Source organism: Aestuariivirga litoralis (genome assembly GCF_015714715.1).
Classification (GTDB): Bacteria; Pseudomonadota; Alphaproteobacteria; order Rhizobiales; family Aestuariivirgaceae; genus Aestuariivirga; species Aestuariivirga litoralis_A.
On sequence record NZ_WAHS01000002.1, the window covers coordinates 51215 to 73654 of the forward strand.

General features: G+C 58.8%; 20 protein-coding genes. 14 read left to right on the top strand and 6 right to left on the bottom strand.

Features of this window, described 5'->3' with window-relative positions:
- The first annotated feature begins 13 nt into the window (after positions 1-13).
- Both F8B91_RS11885 and F8B91_RS11890 read left to right on the top strand, forming a co-directional pair.
- Positions 14-445 (top strand): YeeE/YedE family protein, encoded by a 432-nt coding sequence (locus F8B91_RS11885; RefSeq protein WP_196504050.1) that lies wholly within the window; start codon positions 14-16, stop codon positions 443-445.
- A gap of 3 nt (positions 446-448) precedes the next feature.
- On the top strand, positions 449-865 hold the full coding sequence (locus F8B91_RS11890) for a YeeE/YedE family protein (protein ID WP_196504051.1): 417 nt from the start codon (positions 449-451) through the stop codon (positions 863-865).
- Here the strand turns inward: F8B91_RS11890 and F8B91_RS11895 are convergent.
- Positions 862-1182 carry a 2Fe-2S iron-sulfur cluster-binding protein gene (locus F8B91_RS11895; protein ID WP_196504052.1) on the bottom strand — a complete coding sequence of 107 codons (321 nt, stop codon included), beginning with the start codon at positions 1180-1182 and terminating at the stop codon, positions 862-864. The genes F8B91_RS11890 and F8B91_RS11895 overlap by 4 nt on opposite strands.
- Before the next feature lie 107 nt (positions 1183-1289).
- Positions 1290-1691 (bottom strand): Hpt domain-containing protein, encoded by a 402-nt coding sequence (locus F8B91_RS11900; RefSeq protein WP_210324389.1) that lies wholly within the window; start codon positions 1689-1691, stop codon positions 1290-1292.
- Positions 1692-1931: 240 nt separating this feature from the next.
- Between F8B91_RS11900 and F8B91_RS11905 the strand changes: the two genes are divergently transcribed.
- Together F8B91_RS11905 and dgcA are read left to right on the top strand one after the other, a co-directional pair.
- On the top strand, positions 1932-5798 hold the full coding sequence (locus F8B91_RS11905; protein WP_196504054.1) for a hypothetical protein: 3867 nt from the start codon (positions 1932-1934) through the stop codon (positions 5796-5798).
- 3 nt (positions 5799-5801) lie between these two features.
- A complete protein-coding gene (gene dgcA / locus F8B91_RS11910) occupies positions 5802-6782 on the top strand; it encodes an N-acetyl-D-Glu racemase DgcA (protein WP_196504055.1) in 981 nt (326 codons plus the stop codon).
- On the opposite strand, the gene F8B91_RS11915 is transcribed toward dgcA, so the two are convergent.
- Positions 6730-7932: an MFS transporter gene (locus F8B91_RS11915; protein ID WP_196504056.1), complete on the bottom strand. Its 1203-nt coding sequence runs from the start codon at positions 7930-7932 to the stop codon at positions 6730-6732. The genes dgcA and F8B91_RS11915 overlap by 53 nt on opposite strands.
- A 207-nt stretch (positions 7933-8139) precedes the next feature.
- Here F8B91_RS11915 and F8B91_RS11920 point away from each other — a divergent pair, with 207 nt between their 5' ends.
- The 4 genes from F8B91_RS11920 to F8B91_RS11935 all read left to right on the top strand — a co-directional run bounded on the left by F8B91_RS11920 (position 8140) and on the right by F8B91_RS11935 (position 12814).
- Positions 8140-8910, top strand: coding sequence for a hypothetical protein (locus F8B91_RS11920; protein WP_196504057.1), 771 nt, complete (start codon positions 8140-8142; stop codon positions 8908-8910).
- A gap of 75 nt (positions 8911-8985) precedes the next feature.
- Positions 8986-10272: a L,D-transpeptidase family protein gene (locus F8B91_RS11925; protein WP_196504058.1), complete on the top strand. Its 1287-nt coding sequence runs from the start codon at positions 8986-8988 to the stop codon at positions 10270-10272.
- Between the two features lie 519 nt (positions 10273-10791).
- Positions 10792-12306 carry a M10 family metallopeptidase gene (locus F8B91_RS11930; protein ID WP_196504059.1) on the top strand — a complete coding sequence of 505 codons (1515 nt, stop codon included), beginning with the start codon at positions 10792-10794 and terminating at the stop codon, positions 12304-12306.
- Positions 12307-12412: 106 nt separating this feature from the next.
- Positions 12413-12814 carry a hypothetical protein gene (locus tag F8B91_RS11935; protein WP_196504967.1) on the top strand — a complete coding sequence of 134 codons (402 nt, stop codon included), beginning with the start codon at positions 12413-12415 and terminating at the stop codon, positions 12812-12814.
- Here the strand turns inward: F8B91_RS11935 and cydB are convergent.
- The 3 genes from cydB to F8B91_RS11950 are packed head-to-tail and all read right to left on the bottom strand — an operon-like array spanning position 12811 to position 16272.
- The gene (gene cydB / locus F8B91_RS11940; protein ID WP_196504968.1) at positions 12811-13815 is read right to left on the bottom strand and encodes a cytochrome d ubiquinol oxidase subunit II; all 1005 of its coding nucleotides are present in this window, start codon (positions 13813-13815) and stop codon (positions 12811-12813) included. The genes F8B91_RS11935 and cydB overlap by 4 nt on opposite strands.
- The gene (locus tag F8B91_RS11945) at positions 13805-15196 is read right to left on the bottom strand and encodes a cytochrome ubiquinol oxidase subunit I (RefSeq protein ID WP_196504060.1); all 1392 of its coding nucleotides are present in this window, start codon (positions 15194-15196) and stop codon (positions 13805-13807) included. Before F8B91_RS11945 ends, cydB begins: the two co-directional genes overlap by 11 nt.
- 50 nt (positions 15197-15246) lie before the next feature.
- Positions 15247-16272 (bottom strand): LacI family DNA-binding transcriptional regulator, encoded by a 1026-nt coding sequence (locus F8B91_RS11950; RefSeq protein WP_196504061.1) that lies wholly within the window; start codon positions 16270-16272, stop codon positions 15247-15249.
- A gap of 62 nt (positions 16273-16334) precedes the next feature.
- Between F8B91_RS11950 and F8B91_RS11955 the strand changes: the two genes are divergently transcribed.
- From F8B91_RS11955 to F8B91_RS11980, 6 genes are read left to right on the top strand one after another with little or no spacing between them, the layout of a single operon-like run.
- Positions 16335-18413 (top strand): hydantoinase/oxoprolinase family protein, encoded by a 2079-nt coding sequence (locus tag F8B91_RS11955; RefSeq protein WP_196504062.1) that lies wholly within the window; start codon positions 16335-16337, stop codon positions 18411-18413.
- Positions 18410-20062 (top strand): hydantoinase B/oxoprolinase family protein, encoded by a 1653-nt coding sequence (locus F8B91_RS11960; RefSeq protein ID WP_196504063.1) that lies wholly within the window; start codon positions 18410-18412, stop codon positions 20060-20062. The genes F8B91_RS11955 and F8B91_RS11960 overlap by 4 nt, the downstream gene beginning before the upstream one ends.
- The gene (locus F8B91_RS11965) at positions 20059-20820 is read left to right on the top strand and encodes a DUF2259 domain-containing protein (RefSeq protein ID WP_196504064.1); all 762 of its coding nucleotides are present in this window, start codon (positions 20059-20061) and stop codon (positions 20818-20820) included. The genes F8B91_RS11960 and F8B91_RS11965 overlap by 4 nt, the downstream gene beginning before the upstream one ends.
- Positions 20817-21623: a phytanoyl-CoA dioxygenase family protein gene (locus F8B91_RS11970; RefSeq protein ID WP_196504065.1), complete on the top strand. Its 807-nt coding sequence runs from the start codon at positions 20817-20819 to the stop codon at positions 21621-21623. The genes F8B91_RS11965 and F8B91_RS11970 overlap by 4 nt, the downstream gene beginning before the upstream one ends.
- Positions 21620-22174 (top strand): SIS domain-containing protein, encoded by a 555-nt coding sequence (locus tag F8B91_RS11975; RefSeq protein ID WP_196504066.1) that lies wholly within the window; start codon positions 21620-21622, stop codon positions 22172-22174. The genes F8B91_RS11970 and F8B91_RS11975 overlap by 4 nt, the downstream gene beginning before the upstream one ends.
- Positions 22175-22232: 58 nt before the next feature.
- On the top strand, positions 22233-22430 hold the full coding sequence (locus F8B91_RS11980; RefSeq protein WP_196504067.1) for a hypothetical protein: 198 nt from the start codon (positions 22233-22235) through the stop codon (positions 22428-22430).
- Positions 22431-22440: the final 10 nt, after the last annotated feature.

A 22440-nucleotide genomic window follows, 5' to 3' on the forward strand; every position in this document is an offset into this window, starting at 1 on the left:
AAGCGAGTTGCAAATGAACGTCACACTTTACACACCTGGAGCCGGTCTTGCCGGCGGCATTCTGATCGGACTGTCGGCCGTGCTGCTTTTGGCAAGTGCAGGCCGCATCGCCGGCTGTTCGGGCATTTTCCGCAAATTGCTAACCTTGAATTTCACCGATGACAGCGCGTGGCGCGCCATTTTCATCGCGGGCCTGTTAATCGGCGCATATGTGGCAGGCCCCCATGCGGCCAATGCGCAGAACCTGTCCTTCGTCGGCCTTCCCGCATTGGTGATCGGCGGCGTGCTGGTGGGATTTGGAACTGCGTTGGCCCATGGCTGCACGTCAGGCCACGGCATCTGTGGCCTGGCGCGGTTTTCAATGCGCTCGCTGGTGGCCACTTGCACCTTCATGGTTGTAGCCATCATCACCGTCTTCATCACCCGTCATGTGTTGGGAGGCTGAACCATGATGATGCGTCTCTCGGTTCTGATCTCTGGTGTGCTCTTCGGTGTCGGCCTTGCGGTTTCCGGGATGGTGAACCCCGCCAAGATTCTGAATTTCCTTGATCTCACCGGAAACTTCGATCCCACGCTGATCTTCGTGATGGGCGGCGGTTTGCTCACCGCATTGATCGGCTATCGCTTCGTGCTGAAGCGCAAGCGTCCACTTTTTGAAGATCGCTTCCATCTTCCAACGGCGAAGGACATTGATCTCAAACTGGTCGGCGGCTCAGCCCTGTTTGGCCTGGGCTGGGGCATCACCGGATTTTGTCCGGGCCCTGCCCTTGCTTCACTGGTCTATGGCCAATGGCAGAGCATTGTGTTTGTGATCGCCATGGCGGCAGGTGCTCTTCTCGCCAAGCTGGTGCCGCAGCAGAATTAGAACTGCTTTTCCGGAACCTTCACGCGCAGACCATCAAGCGCATCCGTCACTTTGATCTGGCAGGACAGGCGCGAATTGTCTTTCACATCGAAAGCAAAATCCAGCATGTCGGCTTCCATCGGATTGCGGCTGCCGGTTTTCTCCACCCATTCCGGCTCCACATAAACGTGGCAGGTGGCGCAGGCGCAGGCCCCGCCGCAATCGGCATCAATGCCTTGCACCTGGTTTTTGACTGCGGTTTCCATCACCGTCATGCCGGGCACGCCGTTGACCGAGATTTCCTTGCCATCATGCTGAATGAAAGTGATTTTTGCCATATAAGATCCAGTTCTCCGGCAGTGCTTTAAGAGAAGCCCCGCAGAAAGGCAACAGCACCACAATGCAGCGCATATGTGGTTTGAAACACTGGATTAAAAGGCTTGGGTTAAAACGTCTCGGCGGCGGCGCGGAACGCCTTGGCGGCTTGGCGCAGCTGGGTTTCCAGCCGTTCGCCGAGCGTGCGCCAATGGCCACTCAAATCCTCGATCTGGACAGCACCGACTGACGCGGCGGCGCCACGCAGGGTGTGCATTTCAAAAGGCAATTGCAGCTCTTGCCAATCAGATGATTCCAATCGGTTCAGGTGCTTGAAAAACAAACCGAGCACTTCTTGCGCGAGCGCCTGGTCTTCCGAGGTTTGATGCATCAGAACCTGCCGGTCAAAAACCAGCACAGCGCCCTTTTTCATCTGCTCCAGATTTTCCATCGCCTTGTTCCGCTTCCTGTTTTCCACCGTCTGGATCTGTGCCCAGAACAAGCCACAGTCATAATCCAAATTCGTAAACAACCGATTTTCCGAGTCGATTCAATTCGCTCCATGGAGTTAACCAAACATTCAATAGCTGTGGGTGGATTTGGGTTTCGGGGTTCATGCCGGGGCTAAAATCGGCTATGTTGAATATTGGAATCCGGAGCCGGAGGGCCCCTCTCGTTTGTGTGTTGTGTTTCGCAACCACCGCAAATTTAGAGGTTCGGCTTATGGATCCGAAGGCCTTGTTGTAAGGCCAGTTTGAAGGGTGCGTGACTAATGGCAAGACAACCAAGCGACAATCGGCGCCAACCTGTTGCACCGGCTTTGGAAGCTGAAAGCCGGGCCGAAGGTGACCTTCAGCCGGCGCTGCGCTCGCGCCCTGCCAACGAAAATGATCCTGCCACCGCCATGATGCTGGGCCGCCTGCGCCGCCGCCCGTCTTATGACGTGATCTGGGTTTCGCTGCTTGTTTCGATGGTATGGGCCTTGGGTTGCCTGTGGATATACAAGGATGCCCTGACCGGCACCCGCACCATTTCGCAGACCGAGTTCCTTCAAGCCATTGCCCTGCTGGTGCTGCCTGTCTTCGGCATGACCACCATTGCCTATTTCCTTTGGCGCGCCCAACAGCTGCGTCAGGTCTCAGAAGTGCTGATGCATCAGGCTATGCGCCTGATCCGCCCGCAGGATCTTGCCGCCGACGGCCTGTCCACCATTGCCCAGGCCGTGCGCCAGGAAGTTGATCTTCTGGTCGGTGGTGTGGAACACGCTGTGCAGCGCGCCTCGGCACTCGAGGAAATCGTCCACAAGGAAATTGCCGCCGTCGAACGCGCCTTCGGCTCCAATGAAGACCGCATCCGCAATCTGGTGCACGGCCTTGAAAACCAGCGCGTCGCCTTGCAGCAAACTTCCACCATGGTGAGTGCAGACGCGCAGCCGATGCTGCAGCGCCTCGAATCCAATACTCACAACCTGAATGAAGTGGTAACGCTTGCCCTTTCCACCTTTGGCCGCCTTGAAGATGGTCTGAAAGGTTCAACCGCTGAACTCGCTAACACCATTGAAACCGTTTCGCAGCGCGCCTCGCAGACGGGTGCCGAGATCGGCAACCACGCCCAGCAGTTTGAACGCATGTCCACCATGCTGGTCAGCGACTTCCGCGGCTTTGCCGGCCAATTGCAGGAAAACATCCAGGGCCTGACTTTCACCGCCTCGAGTCTTGGCACCGAAACCCGCAAATTCGGCACCGAAGTGCGCGACATGGAACAGAACCTGGTGCAGCTTCTGCAGCAGAGCTCGGACCGCCTCGCATCCTCGCATAGCGATTTGTCGGCGACCATTTCCGGCGTTGTTGGCTCGGTTGACCAATCATCCGTGAAACTGCTTGGCGACCTTGAAGACTCCGCCATGCGTTTTAACGAGCGTTTCCTCAATTCCGGCGGCCAGTTGATGGCTGGAATCGAGAACCATTCGCAGAATCTGGTGACGCAGCTCAGTGCCTCGGGCAACGGCTTCATGGGTTCGATCCAGCAAGTATCTGACAAATATGCGCGCGCCCTTGGAGATGCCACTGAGCGCCTTGATAGTTCGGCGAGTGCCGTGGTCATGGGCCTCGGCCAGACTTCGCAGCAGCTTTCGAAGGACCTGCAGCTGATCGGTAACAATGTGAATGACCTGCTGGTGTCCACCAGTGGCACCATTGCGGCCCATTTGAAGGACACGTCTGAAATCGTCAGTCGCCAGATGCAGGATTCCGGCATCGCGCTGGCCCAGACGATTGAAAGCTCCGGTGGCTCCGTCACTGACCGCCTGCTCTCCGTCTCCAGCGATTTCGTGCACAAGATGGAAGGCACGCAAACAAACCTGATGTCGAGCTTCGTGGAAGCCACCGGCGATCTGACCTCCAAGTTGGAAGAAACTGCAGGTGCGGTCCATGGCCGCCTGCGCGATACGGCAGATACTGTGCTGGACAATCTCGGATCGCTTTCAGGCGAAATCAACGAAAAGCTGCTTTCAACCGTCACGGCCTCGAATGGCCGCATGTCCGAAACGGCAGAAACTCTGCTCGGCCAGTTGGGCAGCATGTCTTCGGAAGTGAACGAAAAACTCCTGATCACCATTGATGCTTCGAACAACCGCCTGGTTGAAACTGCCGACAGCCTTTTGGGCCAGTTGAATGCGATCTCGTCGGGCGTGAATGACCGCTTGATCGTGACGTCGTCCAGCATTACCGACAAGCTGCGCGCGACCTCTGACGCGACCACCAGCCACATGGCCAGTGTGACCTCGTCGCTGAGCTCCAAGCTGGATCAATCCACTGCCAGCCTGGGCAGCCTGCTCACCGTGACGGAAGCCCGTCTGGGCAACCACATGGAACAGGCAACCATCGAGCTGGACGCCCTGTTCAGCCAGAACTCGAAGATGCTCACCGAGCAGTTGGAAAACGCCTCCGACACGATCACCAAATCCTTCGCCGAACGTGCGGCCGAAACCATCGACACGCTCAATGGGGCGGCCATTACCGCCACCAACAAGATCGACGACGCCAGCCAGTCGATGTTTGCGCGTCTGAGTGGCTCGGCTGCTGAGCTGGGCAAGCGCTTCGATGACGCGCGTGACCATCTTGAGAGTGTCACGCTCAACATTTCCCAGCGGATGGACGGCCAGGGCCGCCGCTTCGCTGATCTGCTGGACGAAAGCTCCAGCCAGATCTTCACGGATCTGGGCAAGGCGCGCGACGCCTTCGCCGAAGGCTTGGGCGAAACCACACTGCAGATTTCCGGCCGCTTCGAGCAGGAAACCGGCATGCTGGTGGGCCGCATTGACCGTGCCATCCATGAATTCACTGCCTCTGCCGATACCTCATCCGGCAAGCTGGATGAAGCCGCAGACAAGTTTGGCCACCATGTGACCAACACCAACAACCTGTTGGCAGGCCAGCTGGCAAGTGCTGCAGCTGATATCGATACACGCCTCGAGAACGTGGCCACACAATTGACCGGCAAGCTCGAAGTGGCCAGCTCGCGCATTTCTGAACGCCTGGACGATGTGTCTTCGCTGGTTGAAAAGTCGATCGACAAGTTCAACAGCGAAATCGAACAGACGTTGACCTCGCGCCGCGACATGCTCGACAGCCTGGTGAATGATGCCAACCGCCGCGCCACCGCCGTGGACAAGGCCATGTCGGATTACATGACCATCATCGATAACAATATGGAAACCGCGGAAACCCGCGCCAAGCATATCAGCCAGATCGTGTCGGACCAGAGCACTGCAGCCCTCGCCCACCTTGAGGAAGAACTGCAGCGCCTCGAGAGCAGCTCGTCGAGCCAAGTGGTTCAGGCCGCCCGCGCCCTGCGCGAGCAGCAAGAACGCGCGCTGACCAGCATGAACGAAATGCTGGCCTCCACCGCCGCCGACTTCCAGCAGACCGCGCAGGATATGCGCATCACCGCCCAGCAGGTGGTGAAGGACATCGATAGCGCCCGCGATGAATTGAAGCGCGCCGTGATCGACCTGCCGGAAGAAACCCGCAATAACGCCGACAATATGCGTCGCGTGGTTGCTGACCAGATCAGCGCCCTGAACCAGCTGGCTGATGTTGTGCGCAAGCAGAGCGTGAGCCTGGACTATTCCAGCCCCGGCTTTGTCTCCTCGCGCACTGGTACGGGCCCGGCCAAGACTGAAATGGTTTCGGCGCCGGCAGCCACATCTTCGCGTGCATCCAACTTGGCACGAGAAGCCCCGCGCCTTTCCGAGCGCAAGGCCAATTCACTGGCCAAGGATGTCGATGGCTTCACCGCCAAGCTGAACATCGCGGCACGTGACGTGGTTGAATCGATCGAAGGCCAATTGCCGCGCGATCTCGAGCGCCGCTACGCTGCCGACAAGAGCGTCTATGCCACGCGCCTTTACGAAGTGCGCAGCCGCAAGATGATCAAGTCGCTCGAGGAGCGTTACGCTGATGAGCGCCTGCTCCGCAGCCGCATTCAGGCTTACAACCGCCTGTTTGAAAAGCTGCTCGATACGATCTCCGATGCCGATGGCAGTGACGCCGTGATGGAAGAGGTCTTGGCCTCTGAACAGGGCCGCGTCTATGTCATGCTGGCGGAAGCGGCGGGCCGCCTGCCAAGCCAGAGCTAGAGTTTGCTTCGCCTCTCCTTCGGCGCGGAAAGCTTTCCGATTGCCGGCACCTTCACCATTTCGCGTGGTTCAAAAACCGCCGCTGATGTGGTGGCGGTGCAACTGGAGCGGAATGGCTTCAAGGGCCAGGGCGAGGGCGTGCCCTACCCGCGTTACAATGAAACCGTGCCGCAATGCCTTGCGGCACTCGAGGCTGCCAGCGCTAAGATCGAAACAGGCATCACCCGCGAGTCTTTGCCCGCTCTAAATTTGCCCAAGGCCGTCCTGAACGCGTTGGATTGCGCGCTGTGGGACTTGGAAGCCAAGACGCAGCAGGTTCCCGCCTGGAAACTGGCCGGTTTGAGTGGGCTGAAACCACAAGTCACTGCCTTCACCATCAGCCTAGACACACCCGAAGCAATGGCCGCCGCTGCGCTGAAAGCCGCTCACTATCCCCTACTCAAACTCAAGCTGGGCCGTAATGGCGACTCCGAACGCCTCGCCGCCATCCGCGCCGCTGTGCCAAGCGCGCGCCTGATCGTCGATGCCAACGAAGGCTGGGATGAAAGCACCCTCGCAGACATGCTGGCGCACTGCGCGAAAGCCGATGTTGAACTGGTCGAGCAACCCTTGCCACAAGGCAAGGATGACGCGCTCAAACACATTAAACGCAGCACGCTCATCTGCGCCGACGAAAGCGCGCATGACGCGGCCTCGCTGGCCGAACTCAAAGGCAAATACGATGCGGTCAACATCAAGCTCGATAAGACCGGTGGATTGACTGGCGCACTTGAAATGGCAAAGGCCGCGCGCGCGCAGGATTTCAAGATCATGGTGGGCTGCATGCTGGCCACATCACTCGCCATGGCTCCAGCTTTTCTCGTCGCACAACTAGCCGACTATGTGGATCTCGACGGCCCGCTCTGGATGAAGAAAGACCGTGAGCCTGCGATCAGCTACGCGAAGGGTGTGATGCAAGCCCCTGTAACCGCTCTGTGGGGCTAAGCCAGACCAGATTGAATAGCGCCACCACCAATCCCACCAAGGCGATGGCCGCAGTGAACAGGAACGCTTCCCCACCATAGCGTGCATAGAGCGGGCCCGAAGCCCAGGTGACGCCTGACAGCAAAAGCCCGGACGCAAAAGCCGTATAAAGCCCTTGCGCAGTGTTGCGCAGATTGCTCGGCACATTGAGCCGGATGAAGTGCATCAGCGACAGATGCGCCGTGGCGAATGAGATTCCATGGAAAGCCATCAGCGCAGCGATCAGGTAATAGTTGGTGGCATAAGCCATGCCCACCCAGCGCACCGTGGCGCCAAGCAATCCGATGCAGAGAAGATGCTGCACCGGCAAATGTGTGATCAGCCGTTTCGACAGGAAGAACAGCGTCACTTCGGTGAAAATACCGAAGGCCCACAGCGCGCCGATGCCAAAACTGCTGAAGCCTAGGCTGTCCCAGTAAACGCTGCTCACTGAGTAGAGCATGCCATGGCTGCTGTTCGAAAGGCTGGCGGCCACCAGGAAAACCGTGAAGCGCGAGGCGAACAGGAATCTCAGCGCCGGCCCGAATTGCATCGCAGCCACATCCAGATGATGTGCAGGTTTCGGCGGCTCCGGCGGCAACAACAACGTGGCCACCACTGTCAGCATCTGCGCCGCAGTAATCAGCATCATCGTGTCCTTGGCCGACAGCACGGTGAGCAACGCCCCCGAAATCAAACTGCCGGCCAGAAAGCTGAGACTGGCCCAAAGGCGCAAGCGACCATAATCAAGGCCGACGCGCGAGGCCGTATCAACGCTGAACCCCTCCACCAAAGGAAACACCGGTGCAAAAAACAACGCGGCGGCCAGCGCCACGCCCATGATCATCGGATAGCCCTGCATCTGCGAGAGCGTGCCGTAGGCCAGCACGGCGGCAATGGCACAGCTGCGGATCACCAGGAAGCGCCGCCCGGTCATGTCGGCAATTGCTGCAAACAGCGGCGCCCCGATCACCCGCATCGCCGTCATCGCAGCCACAACAGCGGAGATCTGCGCCAAGCTCAACCCTTGCGCCTGCAGCCAAAGCGGCAGGAAGGGAAGCTGGATGCCGCTGCCCGTCATCATCAGGGCGTAGGCAAGGGAAAAGCGCAATCCGAAGTGGCGAGCGGTCATGAATTCGAAAATTGCCCCGGCGATTGGCCCAGATTGGCCAGAAAGGAGCATCAAGGAAAAAGAATAAGCGATTGAAAAGCAGAGCCAATTGCCTAGGCAAATCACCCTTGTCACAGAAACTAAACCAAAGATTCACCACTTTCCACGATAAAGGACGCAACCGGCCCCTGTGCCGTTTGCAAGTCTGTTGAGTTTGTGGAGTTGTCTATGAGTAATGCTGTCCAGGATTCCGCGCTGTCGTTCGATGACATTCTGGAGGCGGTGAAAGATACCGCACGCGGCCGCTGGTTTCTCGAAGGTTTTGAAAACCGCCTGCGCAACGGCAACATGAACCGCATCATGGATGCGATTGGCCGCCTCGAAGAGCGCATCGAATATTTCGCCCAAAACGATCAGGATGCCCATCTTGTGAAAAAGGCGCGCGAAGCCATTGCCCAGGCGCGCCGCGACATTGCCCAGATTGAAAACAAGCCAGGCAACCTTTCCACCGAAGCACAGCTTTTTGCACGTCTGGCCTCCCAGGCCAAAACCGCATTTGCAAGCCAGCCGGCGGAAGGCCAGGGCATCGCTCGCGCTCTGAGCCTGGTGCAAGATCTCGACCGCGAATTCAATTCGCAGGTCCAGATAGTAGCGCCTGAAAGCGCATCGGCGCCGGCCATGTCCAATCTGTTCCAGCCCGATGAAGCGATCTTCGAAGCCGCACCCGCAATGGAAGCTGTTGCGACGGCCCCTGCCGAGCCCATGCGTGAGGCCGGTGCCCGCGGTGCCAAGTTGGTGATCCATAAGCTCTCGGCAGTGGCACACGTGCCCGCCCTAGAACCCGTGGCTGAAGTTGAAGCGGCACCGGCCGCCGAAGCACAAGCCCAGGAAGAGCAGCCGGCCCACAGCCGCATCGTAGTTGTGCGCCGCGCCGCTGGTGAAGAGGCAAATGTGCCACTGCTTGAAGAAGCCGCAGAAAGCGCCGTCAGCGCGGCGTAATCCCCGCGCGCTTCTCTCCGCAGTAAGGGAATATTCACCATGATCGCCCAATCTGGGCCGGTCGAGGGGAACACCGTGTCGAAGTCCATTATGAGCCGCCGCCAGCTGTTGCAACTTGCCGCTGCGCTGCCATTTTCATTGTCTGCAACGCGCGCGCTGGCTGAAGATCCCGCCAACATTGGCTCGATTACGTCGATTGCACCGCGCATCGCGATGCAGGGCAAGCTTTCCACCAAAACTGAAATTCTCGTGGGGCAAGGCCAGGCGCCCATGCTCACATTGGGCTCCTACACGGCCCTGCAGGGCGCCATCGGCCAGTATGAAGATATCGTGGCCGGCGGCGGCTGGCCAATTCTTGCCCCGGCCAAGTATGACAAGACGGCCAAGCCCGCCACCATCCGCCTGCTACGCCAGCGCTTGGTGCGTGAGGGCTATCTGCAATTTGACAGCCTCGTCAGTGCCGATTCAGGTGCATGGAACATTGACTTGATCGCCGCGATCAAGGCTTTCCAATATAATCACGGCGCCCTGCCCACCGGCAAAATCGACGAGCGCACCAGGCAGGAGCTGAACATCTCCGCTCCGGCGCGCCTCTATACGCTGAAGGAAAATGCCCCGCGCATCGCCGAACACATGCGCGATCTGGGCCCACGCTACATCGCCGTGAACATTCCCGGCGCACAGCTTGAAGCGGTGGAACTGGGCCAGCTTTACTCGCGCCATAACGTGGTTGTCGGCAAACTGGACAGGCCCACACCTTCGCTGAAAAGCCGGGTGAGCGATATCATTTTCAATCCCACCTGGAATGCGCCGGCCTCGATCGTGGCCAAGGACATCATTCCGAAAATGCTGGCTGATCGCTCGTATTTGCGCCAGATGAACATCCACATCTATGATGGCGTGGGCGGGCCTGAAATTGATCCGGCCAGCGTGGATTGGCAGAATACAGCACCCGATCGCTATATCTTCAGACAGGAATCCGGCGAGATCAATTCGCTGGGCAATGTGAAGATCAACTTCCCCAACAAGTTCATGGTCTATCTGCATGACACGCCGCACCGCGAGCTGTTTGCCACCAATAACCGCTGGGAAAGCTCTGGCTGCGTGCGCGTGGACAAGGTGAAGAACCTGATCACCTGGGTGATGAATGGCCAATATGGCTATGACGAAGCCAATTGGGACCCGATCATTCAGAGCCGCCAGACGCAGAAACTGCCTGTCAGCCGGGGGCCCGATGTGCGCTTCATGTATCTCACCGCCTGGGCCACCGAAGATGGCCGGGTGAATTTCAGGCCGGATGTGTACAAGCTGGATGGCAAGGGCTTCATCCTGGGCCAGCCAGAACCGCTGGTCGCGGGCTGATCGAGGCGCGACTCCGCCCTTGTTCACCTCGCATCACACGAAGTGGAGAATGAGAAAAGCGGGGCTCATCTCAAATGAACCCCGCTTTCCCAGTTACGTGAAGTACGGAGGGTAAGATTCCCGCCAAGCTTCGGCCCGGTACAGATATCTGTGGTGTGGAAAGAGACGTAGGCCAAAGCCCGGCTGAAGAACGCAGCGATTTTAAATCCGGCAGCAATATTGGTTAGCCATTGAAGGCGCGCAAGTCTTAGTGCCTGCGGTCTGCTGACGAAGCTCCCGGAAGCAGAAGGCGCGTAATTTCCTTCCGCCTGCAGGCGCTGCACACTGAACCACCAATATGGGAACGCTGTGCACATGGTTCCCTCCTTTCAGGTTACAGTGCGCGGAGAGCAAAAGCATAGAATAGGATTAAAGTCAAGACCAACCGGCGGTCTTCACTAAATTTATACCTGGTTTTTTTAGCCGGTTGAAATTTCTACCCTTTAGGGCTGCAGGACTCGCTCAAAGGAAGAAAAACATATGGCCCTGCCCGTTCTTTCTAAAACCCAGATTCTGAACCAGCTTGATAGTGGCTATCACTGGACCGGCAGCACCATAACTTATTCCGTTCCCACATCCGTGAGCTCGATGACGGGATCATATGAGAAGACCAGCTTCACGGCCTTGAGTGCACAGCAAACCAGCGCCTTCCAGCTGGCCATCAGCCTGTGGAGCGATGTGATCGCCAAGCCGGTGGTGAACGCTGGCACAGGCAGGGCAAATATCACTGTCGGCAATTTCAATGACAGCACTGGCAGCGATTACGCTCATACCTATTTCCCGACCTGGGGCTCCGTTTGGTTCAACACCTTCTTCAACGGCGTGAACTACGGCAAGACCAATGACCTTGTGCACCCCACGGTGGGGCTGCACGGCTTTGCCACTTACATTCACGAATTGGGCCATGGCTTCGGCCTTGATCATGCAGGCAACTACAATGCCGGCAACGGCACGCCAGCGCCGGGAAGCTATCAAGACAGCACAGTTTATTCGATCATGTCCTATTTCGGCCCAAGCATGGGCGACGGCACCGACAGCAGAACCCATGTGAAATACAGCCAGGAAGTGGCCTGGGGCAGCTGGGGCGGCTATGACGCACAGACGCCGATGCTGAATGACGTGATGACCATGCAGAACATGTATGGCGTGTCCACCACCACCCGCACCGGCAACACGACCTATGGCTATCATTCCAATGTGACCGGCGGTGCGGCCTCGATTTATAATTTTGACACCAACACCCACCCGGTCATGTGCATCTTCGACTCCTCGGGCATTGATACGCTGGACTTGAGCGGTGATGCGCATAATGACCAGATCAATCTGAACTCCGGCGCCTTCAGCAATGTGATGGGCCTGACCAACAACCTCTCAATCGCCTATTCCTGCACCATTGAAAACGCCACTGGCGGCAGCGGCAATGACACCATCACCGGCAATGCCGAAGCCAATAAGCTGCTGGGCGGTGCTGGTAATGACATCATCTCGGGCGGCGCAGGTGCAGACAACATGGACGGCGGCAGCGGCATCAACACGCTTGATTACTCGAGCAGTGCGGCAGGCGTGAACATCAACCTGGCCACGCTGAAGGCCAGCGGCGGCGACGCGACAGGCGATACGTTCTTGAACTTCCAGAATGTGACGGGTTCATTGACTGGCGCCGACACGTTGGTTGGCAATGGCGCAGCAAACACGTTGTCCGGCGGCAATGGCAACGATTTCCTGCAGGGCGGTGGCGGCGATGACAAGCTGACCGGCGGCGCAGGCGCAGACATGTTCCAGTTCCTCACCGGCGATGGCGGCCGCGATGAAATCACCGACTTCAAGATCGGCACCGATCACGTCCAGCTGTCGAAGAGCTTTGCGGCCAGCTTCGCGGCGCTGCATTTCACCATGTCTGGCGACAGCGCCGTTCTGACGATGGGCAACGAAACCATCGTGTTCGATCACATCGCGATGAACCAACTGCACGCCAGCGATTTCATTTTCGTGTAAGTCGCCTCTGCTGACTTAGTGTGTCAGCAGGGATATTCTATTCCTGCATTTCATCCCTCTGCAGGAGCGCTTCGTGCTGACGCCATTTGAAACAAAATCCGTTCGCATGGAACGCTTTCTGCTGGTCTCGGTGCAAGCCCCCACCGAAGACATGGAGCGTATTGCCGCCGCCATCGGCGAACTCACGCCGCTGCCACTGGGCAAGTATGACCAGAACACCTTTGAGACAGCGACGGGTCTGGAACGCTACCGCCCGCTTGAAGGCGCGGCGGCGGGTGCTGAAACAGACCTGCGAAAACGGCCGGGCGTCGCCACGCTCAATTTCCAGATTCCGCCTGACCAGCCATTGCTGGAGAAAATCGTCGAACGCATCTTTCAGGTGCACTCCTATCAGGAGCCGGTGATCATCGTGCAGGAGGTTCTGGCCAGCCGCTCCAAGGGGCTCGACGACAAGGACAATCCGCACCGCTGGTGGAACACCACCGGTGACTGGAAGAAGAAGGCCTAGTGATAGCCGCCGTGCTCATCCGTCTTGCCGCGGAACACCCAATAGGCATGCGCGGTATAGATCAGGATGATCGGCAGCAGCACGACTGTTCCCGCCAGTAGGAAGCTCAAGGAAATATCCGGCCCTGCGGCTTCCCAGATGGTCACTGATGTAGGCACGATATAGGGATAGAAGCTGATGCCCAGCCCTATGAAACAGGCGATAAACACCCCCAGCACGGCCACGAAGGGCAACCAGTCCGACTTCTCGTTGAGGCCGAGCCAGAAGATGCCCGCACAGGCCACAACCAAAGCCGGCACCAGCGATGTGTACAGCACCGCCGGCCAGACCAGCCATTTGGTGAAATAGTCGCCATTAATGAACGGCGTCCACAGCGACACGATGCCGATGAGCACCAGCAATGCGACGCCCAGCACCCGTGCTTTGATGCGCGCATTTTTCTGCAGGTCGCCGCTGGTTTTCAGGATCAGCCAGCACGCGCCAAGTGTGGCATAGCCCACTAAGACAGCCAGCCCCGTGAGCAGACTGAAGGGATTGAACCAATCGAAGGACCCGCCTGCAAAAGCCCTGTTGGCCACCGGAATGCCATGCACCAGCGTGCCCAACGAAACGCCCTGCATGAACGCCGCCAGCGCCGAGCCGCCAAAGAAAGCCCAATCCCACCACGGCAGGCTATGGGTGGCGCGCGGGCGGAATTCAAAGGCCACGCCGCGCAGAATGAGACCCAGCAGCATCAGTGTCAGCGGGAGATAGAGCGCCGGCAGGATGATCGAATAGGCCAGCGGAAACACCGCCAGCAAACCCCCGCCGCCCAGCACCAGCCAGGTTTCATTGCCGTCCCAGACGGGCGCAATGGTGTTCATCATTACATCGCGGTGTTTTTCGTCGCGCTCGGTGAGGAACAGCGTGCCGATGCCGAGGTCAAATCCATCAAGGATCACATAGAGCATCACCGCAACAGCGATGAGAAAGGCCCAGATCAGCGGATAATCAAGCATGATTTCCTCCTTCGCCGCTCATCGACGCGCTGCGCAGCGGGCCTTCATCGAGGGCGGGCACATCCACTTCAGGCCCGGCAAAGAACAGCCGTGCGATGTAAAGCGCGCCCGCGCCGAAAACCACAAAATAGGTGAGCACAAAGGCCAGCAGCGAAAATCCGACCAGCGGTGCCGGCACCGGCGACAGCGAGTCCTTGGTGAGCAGGAAGCCATAGACCGTATATGGCTGGCGGCCCACTTCAGTCGTCACCCAGCCCGCCAGCACGGCGATGAACCCGGCAGGCGTCATCACTGCCGCCGCCCAGAGGAACAAGGGCGTGGCGTAGAGCTTGCCGCGCCAGCGCAGATAGAGGCTCCACAGGCCCAGCCCGAAAATCGCAAAGCCGATGCCCACCATCAAGCGGAAGGACCAGAACACGATGGACGCGTTGGGCCGCTTGTCCTTCGGGAAATCCTTGAGGCCCTTCACCACGCCATCCACGCTGTGCGTAAGGATCAGCGAGCCGAGCCTCGGGATCTCAATCGTGTAGCGCATCATTTCGGCTTCATCGTCCGGTATGCCGAACAGAATGAGCGGCTGCCCGGCGCGGGTTTCATAATCGCCTTCCATCGCGGCCACTTTGGCCGGCTGGTATTCCAGTGTGTTCAGCCCGTGCAGATCGCCTGCGATAATCTGGATGGGTGCAACCAGCGTGGCCATCCACATCGCCATCGACAACATGCGGCGCGAGGCAGGCTCGCCGCCCTTGTGGCGCAGCACATGGAATGCCCCCACGCCACCCACGACGAGCGCAGTGGTGAGATAGGCCGCCAGCACCATATGCACCAGCCGGTACGGGAACGAGGGCGTGAACATGACCTTCCACCAATCGGTGGGGATGAACTGTCCCGCCGCGTTGATCTCGAATCCCTGCGGCGTCTGCATCCAGCTATTGGCCATCAGAATCCAGGTGGCCGATACCAATGTGCCGGTCGCCACCATCAGCGTGGCGAAGAAATGCAGGCGCGGTCCCACCCGCTCGCGGCCAAACAGCATGACACCGAGAAAGCCCGCTTCCAGAAAGAACGCCGAAAACACTTCATAACCCATCAGCGGGCCGATCACTGGGCCGGCCTTGTCGGAAAACACCGACCAGTTGGTGCCGAATTCGTAGGACATGACGAGGCCAGACACCACGCCCATGCCGAAGACCACGGCGAATATCTTTTTCCAGTAATCAAAAAGCTTGCGGTATTCAGACTTGCCGGTGCGCAGGTCGAGAAATTCCAGCACCGCCAGATAACTCGCGAGCCCGATGGAGAAAGCCGGCAGCACGATATGGAAGGAAATGGTGAAGGCAAATTGTGCCCGCGCCAAAGTCAATACATCAAGACCCATCCACATGCGGTGATTTCCCGTTTCAAACGCATCATAGGCCGTAAAAACCGGTTAGGTCAGGGCAGATTGTCGCGCATGAAAATGTCGATGCGGATGCGCTCCTGTGCTTCGATCACGGTGGAATTATCGGCCTTGGCCATCAGCACGCGCACAGCGGATCGCACTTCATGTCCGGGGTCCTGGTTGATGATCACATCAATGGTGCCCCTGATCAGCGCGCGGCGCGAACCTTCGGTCACTTCATGCGCGATGAACACCACATGCTTGGCGCGGCCACCCACTTCCAATGCAGCCGTGATGCCCGCCGTGCCACCACCAACGTTATAAATGCCCAGCAGATCGGGATGCTCGCGCAGCAGCTGCTTGGCCAGTTCTTCCGACCGCTCCATGTTGTCGCGCGATTCCCGCACCGGCAGCACCAGCAGATCAGGGAACTCATGCGCCATCACCTGCTCGAAACCGAACTGACGCTCAATATGGTCGCGCAAGGCCAGCGAGCCGGCAAACAGGCCCACCTTGCCTTTGCGCCCATGCAGGAAGCGGCCCATCAGCCCGGCCACGGTGCGCCCGGCAGACGAGTTGTCGATGCCTGCATAATGCAGGCGTTTCGAACCCGGCACGTCTGACACGAGCGTGACCACGGCAACGCCCTTGGCCACCAAAGCATTGATCGCCTCGCGCACCGCCGGGTGATCCAGCGCCACCACGGCCACGCCATCGATGCCCTCTTCCAGCCCATCCAGCACCTTGGCCAGCAGCGGGCCGTCAAACACGTCCACCCGCTTGACCATGATGGCCACGCGCTCGCCCGCCATGCGGCGAGCTGCCTCTTCAACCTCTTCAGAAATGCGGTTCATGAACTCGCCCGCCGTGTTGGGCAGCACGAACCAGAAACGATATTCGCGGCCGCGCGCCAGGCGGGCCGCTATGCGGTCGGGCTGGTAGTTCAACTCACGGATGGCGGCTTCGACTTTTTCAATCGTGCGCGCCTTGACTCCCGGCCTGCGGTTCAGCACACGATCAATGGTGGCCACAGAGACGCCCGCTTTCTGGGCCACATCCTGAATTGTTATTTTTGCCATCATTCTTTTGAAGCGAATCTATCAAGACTTGTCAAACGCCAATCATTCGGTAACAACATCTTATGGCACTTCCCCTCAAACTGGCTGCTGATATCGGCGGCACATTCACCGACATTGTTCTCGAGCAAGGAAAAAAGCGCTGGAGCGGCAAGATACTCACCACGGTCCACGCGCCTGAAGTGGCCGTGCTGGAAGGCTTGCAACAAGTCATCCGCGATGCGGGCTTCAAGCCATCCGACGTGGATGTCTTCATTCATGGCACCACGCTGGCCACCAATGCTCTCATCGAACGCAAGGGCGCCAAGACGGCCTTCATCACCACCGAAGGCTTCCGCGATGTGATCGAGCAAGGTTATGAAAAGCGCTTCGACCATTATGATTTAATGATTGACCGCGCCTCGCCACTGGTGCCGCGCCATCTGCGTCTCGGCATCAAGGAACGCCTGGCCACCAATGGCGATGTGCTGATTCCGCTGGACGAGTCAGCCGTACCTGCGCTGGCCGCCACCATCCGCGAAGAAGGCTGCAAGGCCGTGGCCATCGGGCTTTTGCATTCCTATGCGCATGAAAGCCATGAACGCCGCATTGCCGAGCTACTGAAGCCATTGCTGCCGGATGACGTGACCATCTGCCTGTCATCGGAAGTCGCACCCGAAATCCGCGAATATGAGCGCTTCTCCACCACGGTCGCCAATGCGTATGTGCGCCCGCTGATGGCCAGCTACCTGTTCCGCCTGCGCGACGGCCTGGCCCAGCTGGGCATGGAATGCCCGCTCTATCTAATGATGTCCGGCGGTGGCTTGACCACGCTAGAAACGGCTGCGCGCTTCCCGATCCGTTTGGTTGAATCCGGCCCTGCAGGTGGCGCGATCCTGGCCAGCCGCATGGCACAGAGTCTCGATCTGCCGGAAGTGTTGTCTTTCGACATGGGCGGCACGACTGCAAAAATCTGCCTGCTGTCTGATGCAGAGCCTGAACGTGCGCACCGCTTCGAGATCGCGCGTGCCTATAAGGACATGAAGGGCTCCGGTATTCCGGTCCGCATTCCCGTGATTGAAATGGTGGAGATCGGTGCCGGCGGTGGCTCCATCGCGCGCGTCGATAAATTGGGCCGTCTCACTGTCGGCCCCGATAGCGCGGGTTCTACCCCCGGCCCCGTCTCTTATGGGCGTGGTGGCACGATGCCGACGGTCACCGATGCCAATGTGGTGCTGGGCAAGATCGATCCGGAATTCTTTGCCGGTGGCAAAGTGAAACTGGAAATTGATGGCGCCAAAAATGCCTTCGCCGAACAGATCGGCAGCACGCTTGGGCTGAAAGATTTCTGGCCCGCCGCAGGCGTGGCCGAAATCGTGGAAGAGAACATGGCCAATGCCGCGCGCGTGCATGCCATTGAGCGCGGCAAAGACATTGCCAATTGCGTGATGATCGCCTTCGGTGGCGGCGCACCGCTGCATGCTTGCAGATTGGCCGAGAAAGTCGGCGTGTCAAAAATCATTGTGCCACTGGGCGCGGGCGTGGGTTCCGCCATCGGCTTTTTGCAAGCGCCCGTCGCTTATGAAATCACCAAGAGCGCTGCCGTCAATCTCGATCACTTCGATGCGGCAAAGGTCAACCAACTTCTCAAGACCATGGCGCAAGATGCTGAATCTGTTGTCAAACCCGCCATGGAAAAAGGCAAACCTTCGCTCACCATCAAAGCCGATTGCCGCTATGTCGGCCAAGGCCATGAGATCCAGGTTTCCCTACCCGTCCGTACACTGACGAATGCCGATGGAAAGAAATTGAAGGCTGCGTTCGAGAGCGCCTACAAGGCGATCTATGGCCTGGTGATCCCCGGTCAGCAGGCCGAGGCGATCACCTGGTCGGTGACTTCATCATCGCCCATCCCGAAAGTGGAACGCGCCAAGAAGGCACCGAAGAAGGCCGCCCCCAAGCCGCTGCGCACTCGCCAGATTTTCGATGCTGCAGCAGGCAAGCTGATGAGCGCGCCGGTTTACTGGCGCTTCGATATGCCGCCCGGTTCTGCAATCAAGGGCCCGGCGATCATTGCCGAGCATGAAACGTCCACGATCGTCGGCAGCCGCTTCAAGGCCGAGATCAACAGCCTCGGTCAGATCGTGATGGAGAAGGTGAAATGAGCAAGCAACCCTCCAGCGCCAACAAGGCCCTCGAAGCCATTCGCACCCAGGTGATGTGGAACCGCCTGATCGCGGTTGTGGAAGAACAGGCGCAATCGCTTTTGCGCACAGCCTTCGGCACCATCACGCGTGAGGCCGGTGATCTTTCCGCCGGTGTTTATGATCCAGAAGGCCGGATGATCGCGCAGGCGATGACCGGCACGCCGGGCCATGTGAATACGATGGCCACCGCCGTGAAGCACTTCTTCAAATGGTATCCACAATCCACCATGAAGCCGGGTGATGTTTACATCACCAATGACCCCTGGCTCGGCACCGGACATCTGTTCGACTACGTGATGATGACGCCGGTGTTCCTCGGCAAGAAGCTCGTCGCCTTCTTCGCCTCCACCTGCCACGTGATCGATGTGGGCGGCATTGGCTTTTCGGCCAAGGGCAATTCCTCCTTCGATGAAGGCATGTATGTGCCGCATATGATGCTGCGCAAACAGGGCGTGCTGAATGATGACCTGATGAAGGTCATCCTCGGCAACACCCGCAATCCGGTGGAAGTGAAGGGCGACCTGCTTTCGCTGGTCTCCGCCAATGATACGGGCGCGCGCCGCCTCGTCGAGATGATGACGGAATTCAAGCTGCCGTCCCTCGACAAGCTGGCCAAGCACATCCTCACTCAGTCCGAAAAGGGCATGCGCGAAGCCATCAAGGCGCTGCCCAATGGCGAATGGTCCTATGAGCTGCCGCTCGATGGCTATGAAAAGCCCATCGTCATCAAGGCCAAGCTGATCATCAACAATGGCAAGGTGACGGTGGATTACCGCGGCACTTCGTCTGTTTCAATCTACGGCATTAACAGCCCGCGCACCTACACGGAAGCCTATACAGTCTTCGCGCTGAAGGCGATTGTGGCCCCGCATGTGCCGAACAACATCGGCTCGCTCTCCTGCTTCGACATTGAGACCGACCCGCACACCGTGGTGGACCCGATCCGCCCCTCGCCCGTCACCTCGCGCCATGTCACCGGGCAAATGCTGGCCGATGCCGTGTTCGGCTGCCTATGCCAGACACTTCCGGGCAAGGTGCAAGCTGAAAGCGCCGGCTCCATCTGGATGCTGATGTTCAACTCGGCCCATGGGAAAGTGGACCCCGCATTGCTGAAAAACGCGCAGGAATATGCCGTGCTCTCCATCGGCCTCGGTGGCATTGGCGGCAGGCCAGGCAAGGACGGCCTGTCATGCATGGCCTTCCCCTCCGGCATCGGCGGCATTCCTGTTGAAATCATTGAGGGCCAGTGCCCGCTCTGGTTCAAGGAAAAGCAGTTCCTGCCCAATTCCGGCGGTGACGGCGAATGGCGCGGCGGACTTTCGCAGCGCTTTGAAGTGCGCAACCGTGAGGCCACACCCTTCACCATTTCAGCTGCCACCTTTGACCGTATCCGCAACGCTGCTCAGGGCCGCGATGGCGGCAAGCCGGGCTCGCTCGGCATTGCCAAGCTTGCATCGGGCGCGCATCTTCCCGACAAGGGCGTGCATCTGGTGCCGAGCGGCGATGCCTTGATCATTGAGCTGCCCGGTGGCGGCGGCTTTGGTGATCCAGCAAAACGTACGTCTGAGAACCGCGCAGCCGACAAGAAAGCGGGAGTAGTGACATGATGCTCAAATCAGCCGGACTTGCTTTGGCGTTGTGCCTTGCCAGTGCCACGCCTTCTTTTGCCGGCGATGGTGCTGAACTGAACATCCTCGGCTTCTCCGCCGATAGCCGCTATTTCGCCTTCGAACAATTCGGCGAGCAGGATGGCTCAGGCTATGCCTTTGACGAAATTTTCGTCGTCGATCTGACCAAGGATGCCTGGGTAAAAGATTCTCCCATCCGCGTGCTGGGCAAGGATGACGAGAAGCTGGGTGTCGTGATGCAGCAGGCGCGGGCCAAATATGCAGCGCTTGAGAAAACCTATGCCATCACCTCTCCCGTCCGTGTGCTGGCGCGCAGCCCGGTCTATGAAGTGATCGAGGACCGCAAGACCATCACTTTCGACACCTGGTATATGTCGAGCGAATTCGGCTCCACCCCCGATGTGCCCGACACCCTGAAGGAAGTGCGCTATGTGCTGAGCGTGGCGGAAAAGCCATTGCCACGGCCAAGCACCTGCCCTGAGGACATGGGCGACGACTACAAGGGTTTCACCCTGAAGCTCAAATCCATCAAGGACGGTTCGGAGCGTGAGCTTGTCTCTGATGCGGCCATCCCCAATTCGCGCGGCTGCCCCTTTGGCTATGACGTTCAGGCCGTGGTTGATGGTTTCAGCGATACGCAAACTGATCAGGTGGTCGCCATCCTGGGTGTCTACTCGCTGGGCTTCGAAGGCAAGGACCTGCGCTACATGGCCGTACCCTTCAAACTGAAGCCATGAAGCTTTCGGCTGAACATATCGATCAGTATCGCGCCGACGGTGCGACTGTAGTGCGCGGCGCATTCTCGCCTGCGCAGATGAAACTGCTGGAGCAAGGCATCACCCGCAACATGGCGGAGCCTTCGGCCCTCGCCATCGTGGCCAGCCGCCCGGAAGACCCCGGCTATTTCATCGAAGACTTCTGCAACTGGCGGCGCATCGATGAGTATAAGCGCTTCGTTGAAGAAAGCCCCGCCGCCGCCATTGCCGCGCAGCTCATGGGTGCGCAGCAGACGCGCCTCTATCACGATCACTTGCTGGTCAAAGAGCCGAAGACCACGGCCAAGACGCCCTGGCACCAGGATCAGCCCTACTACAATATCGACGGCTTCCAGAATGTCTCGATGTGGCTGCCGGTTGATCCGGTGGCAGAAGCCTCGACCCTGAAATTCGTTGCCGGCTCGCATAAAGGCGGCTGGCTCATGCCACGCACCTTCATGAACAATGAAGCCAAGTGGTTTCCCGAAGGCACGCTGAAAGAACTGCCGGACATCGATGGCAACCCGGACCAATTCAAGATTCTCGCCTGGGCGCTGGAGCCGGGCGATGCCGTGTTTTTCCATATGCTCACGCTGCACGGCGCGGGCGGCGTGGCAAGTGGAAGCCGCCGCCGCGTGCTTTCTGTGCGTTTCATCGGCGATGACGTGACCCACGCGCCACGCAAATGGCGCACGTCGCCGCCCTTCCCCGGCCTCGAACAGCGCCTGCCCGCCGGTGCCGCGATGACCACAGAAGAATTCCCCATCCTTTGGAGCGCCTCATGAGCAATCTTTATCAATCCGCCCTCGCCGAACTCGGCACTGTTTTCGACAAGCTGAATGATGCAGATGTCGACAAGGCCTGCAGCATGATCGCCGCCGCGAAGAAGATCGTGGTCTTCGGCGGCGGACGTGAACGCCTGCAGATCATGGGCTTTGCGATGCGCCTCTGTCACATGGGTCTTGCGGTTGCCGTCGAGGGCGACATGACCACGCCTCCGGTCGGCAAGGGCGATCTCTTCATCGTCACCTGTGGCCCCGGCGAAATTTCAACCGCACTCGCATTGATGGGTGTGGCCAAGGATGCCGGCGCCAAGATCCTGTTCATCACCGCCCAGCCCAAGGGGCGTGGTGCGGCCTACGCTGATTTCGTTTTGCTGCTGCCGGCACAAACCATGGCCGATGACCAAGGTGAAAAGAAATCATCCACGCTGCCCATGGGCTCGCTTTTTGAGGGCGCGCTTTTCGTATTGTTCGAAGTGATGATCCTGAAACTCATCAAGCAGATGGCCATCAAGCCCGAAGCGATGCGCGCCAATCACACCAATCTCGAATAGCGCCGCAATTCAGCCTGATTGAAACGCAAAGTAGCGCCATCCTAGTGGAGATTATTGCATGAAAATAGTTTCGTTGATCTGTGTTGCCGCCACCTTGCTGTTTCTCGCCGGCTGCACCGAAGATAATTTCCGCTCCGCAGGCCGCTCGATGGTGCGTGGCGCCTGCGCCAGCAATCCGGGCGGCTGCTCGATGGATTGCAGCGCGGGTGAAAGTGCCACCCGCACTGGCAGTTGCATCCGCGACCCGAACAAGTGATCCTAGTGGC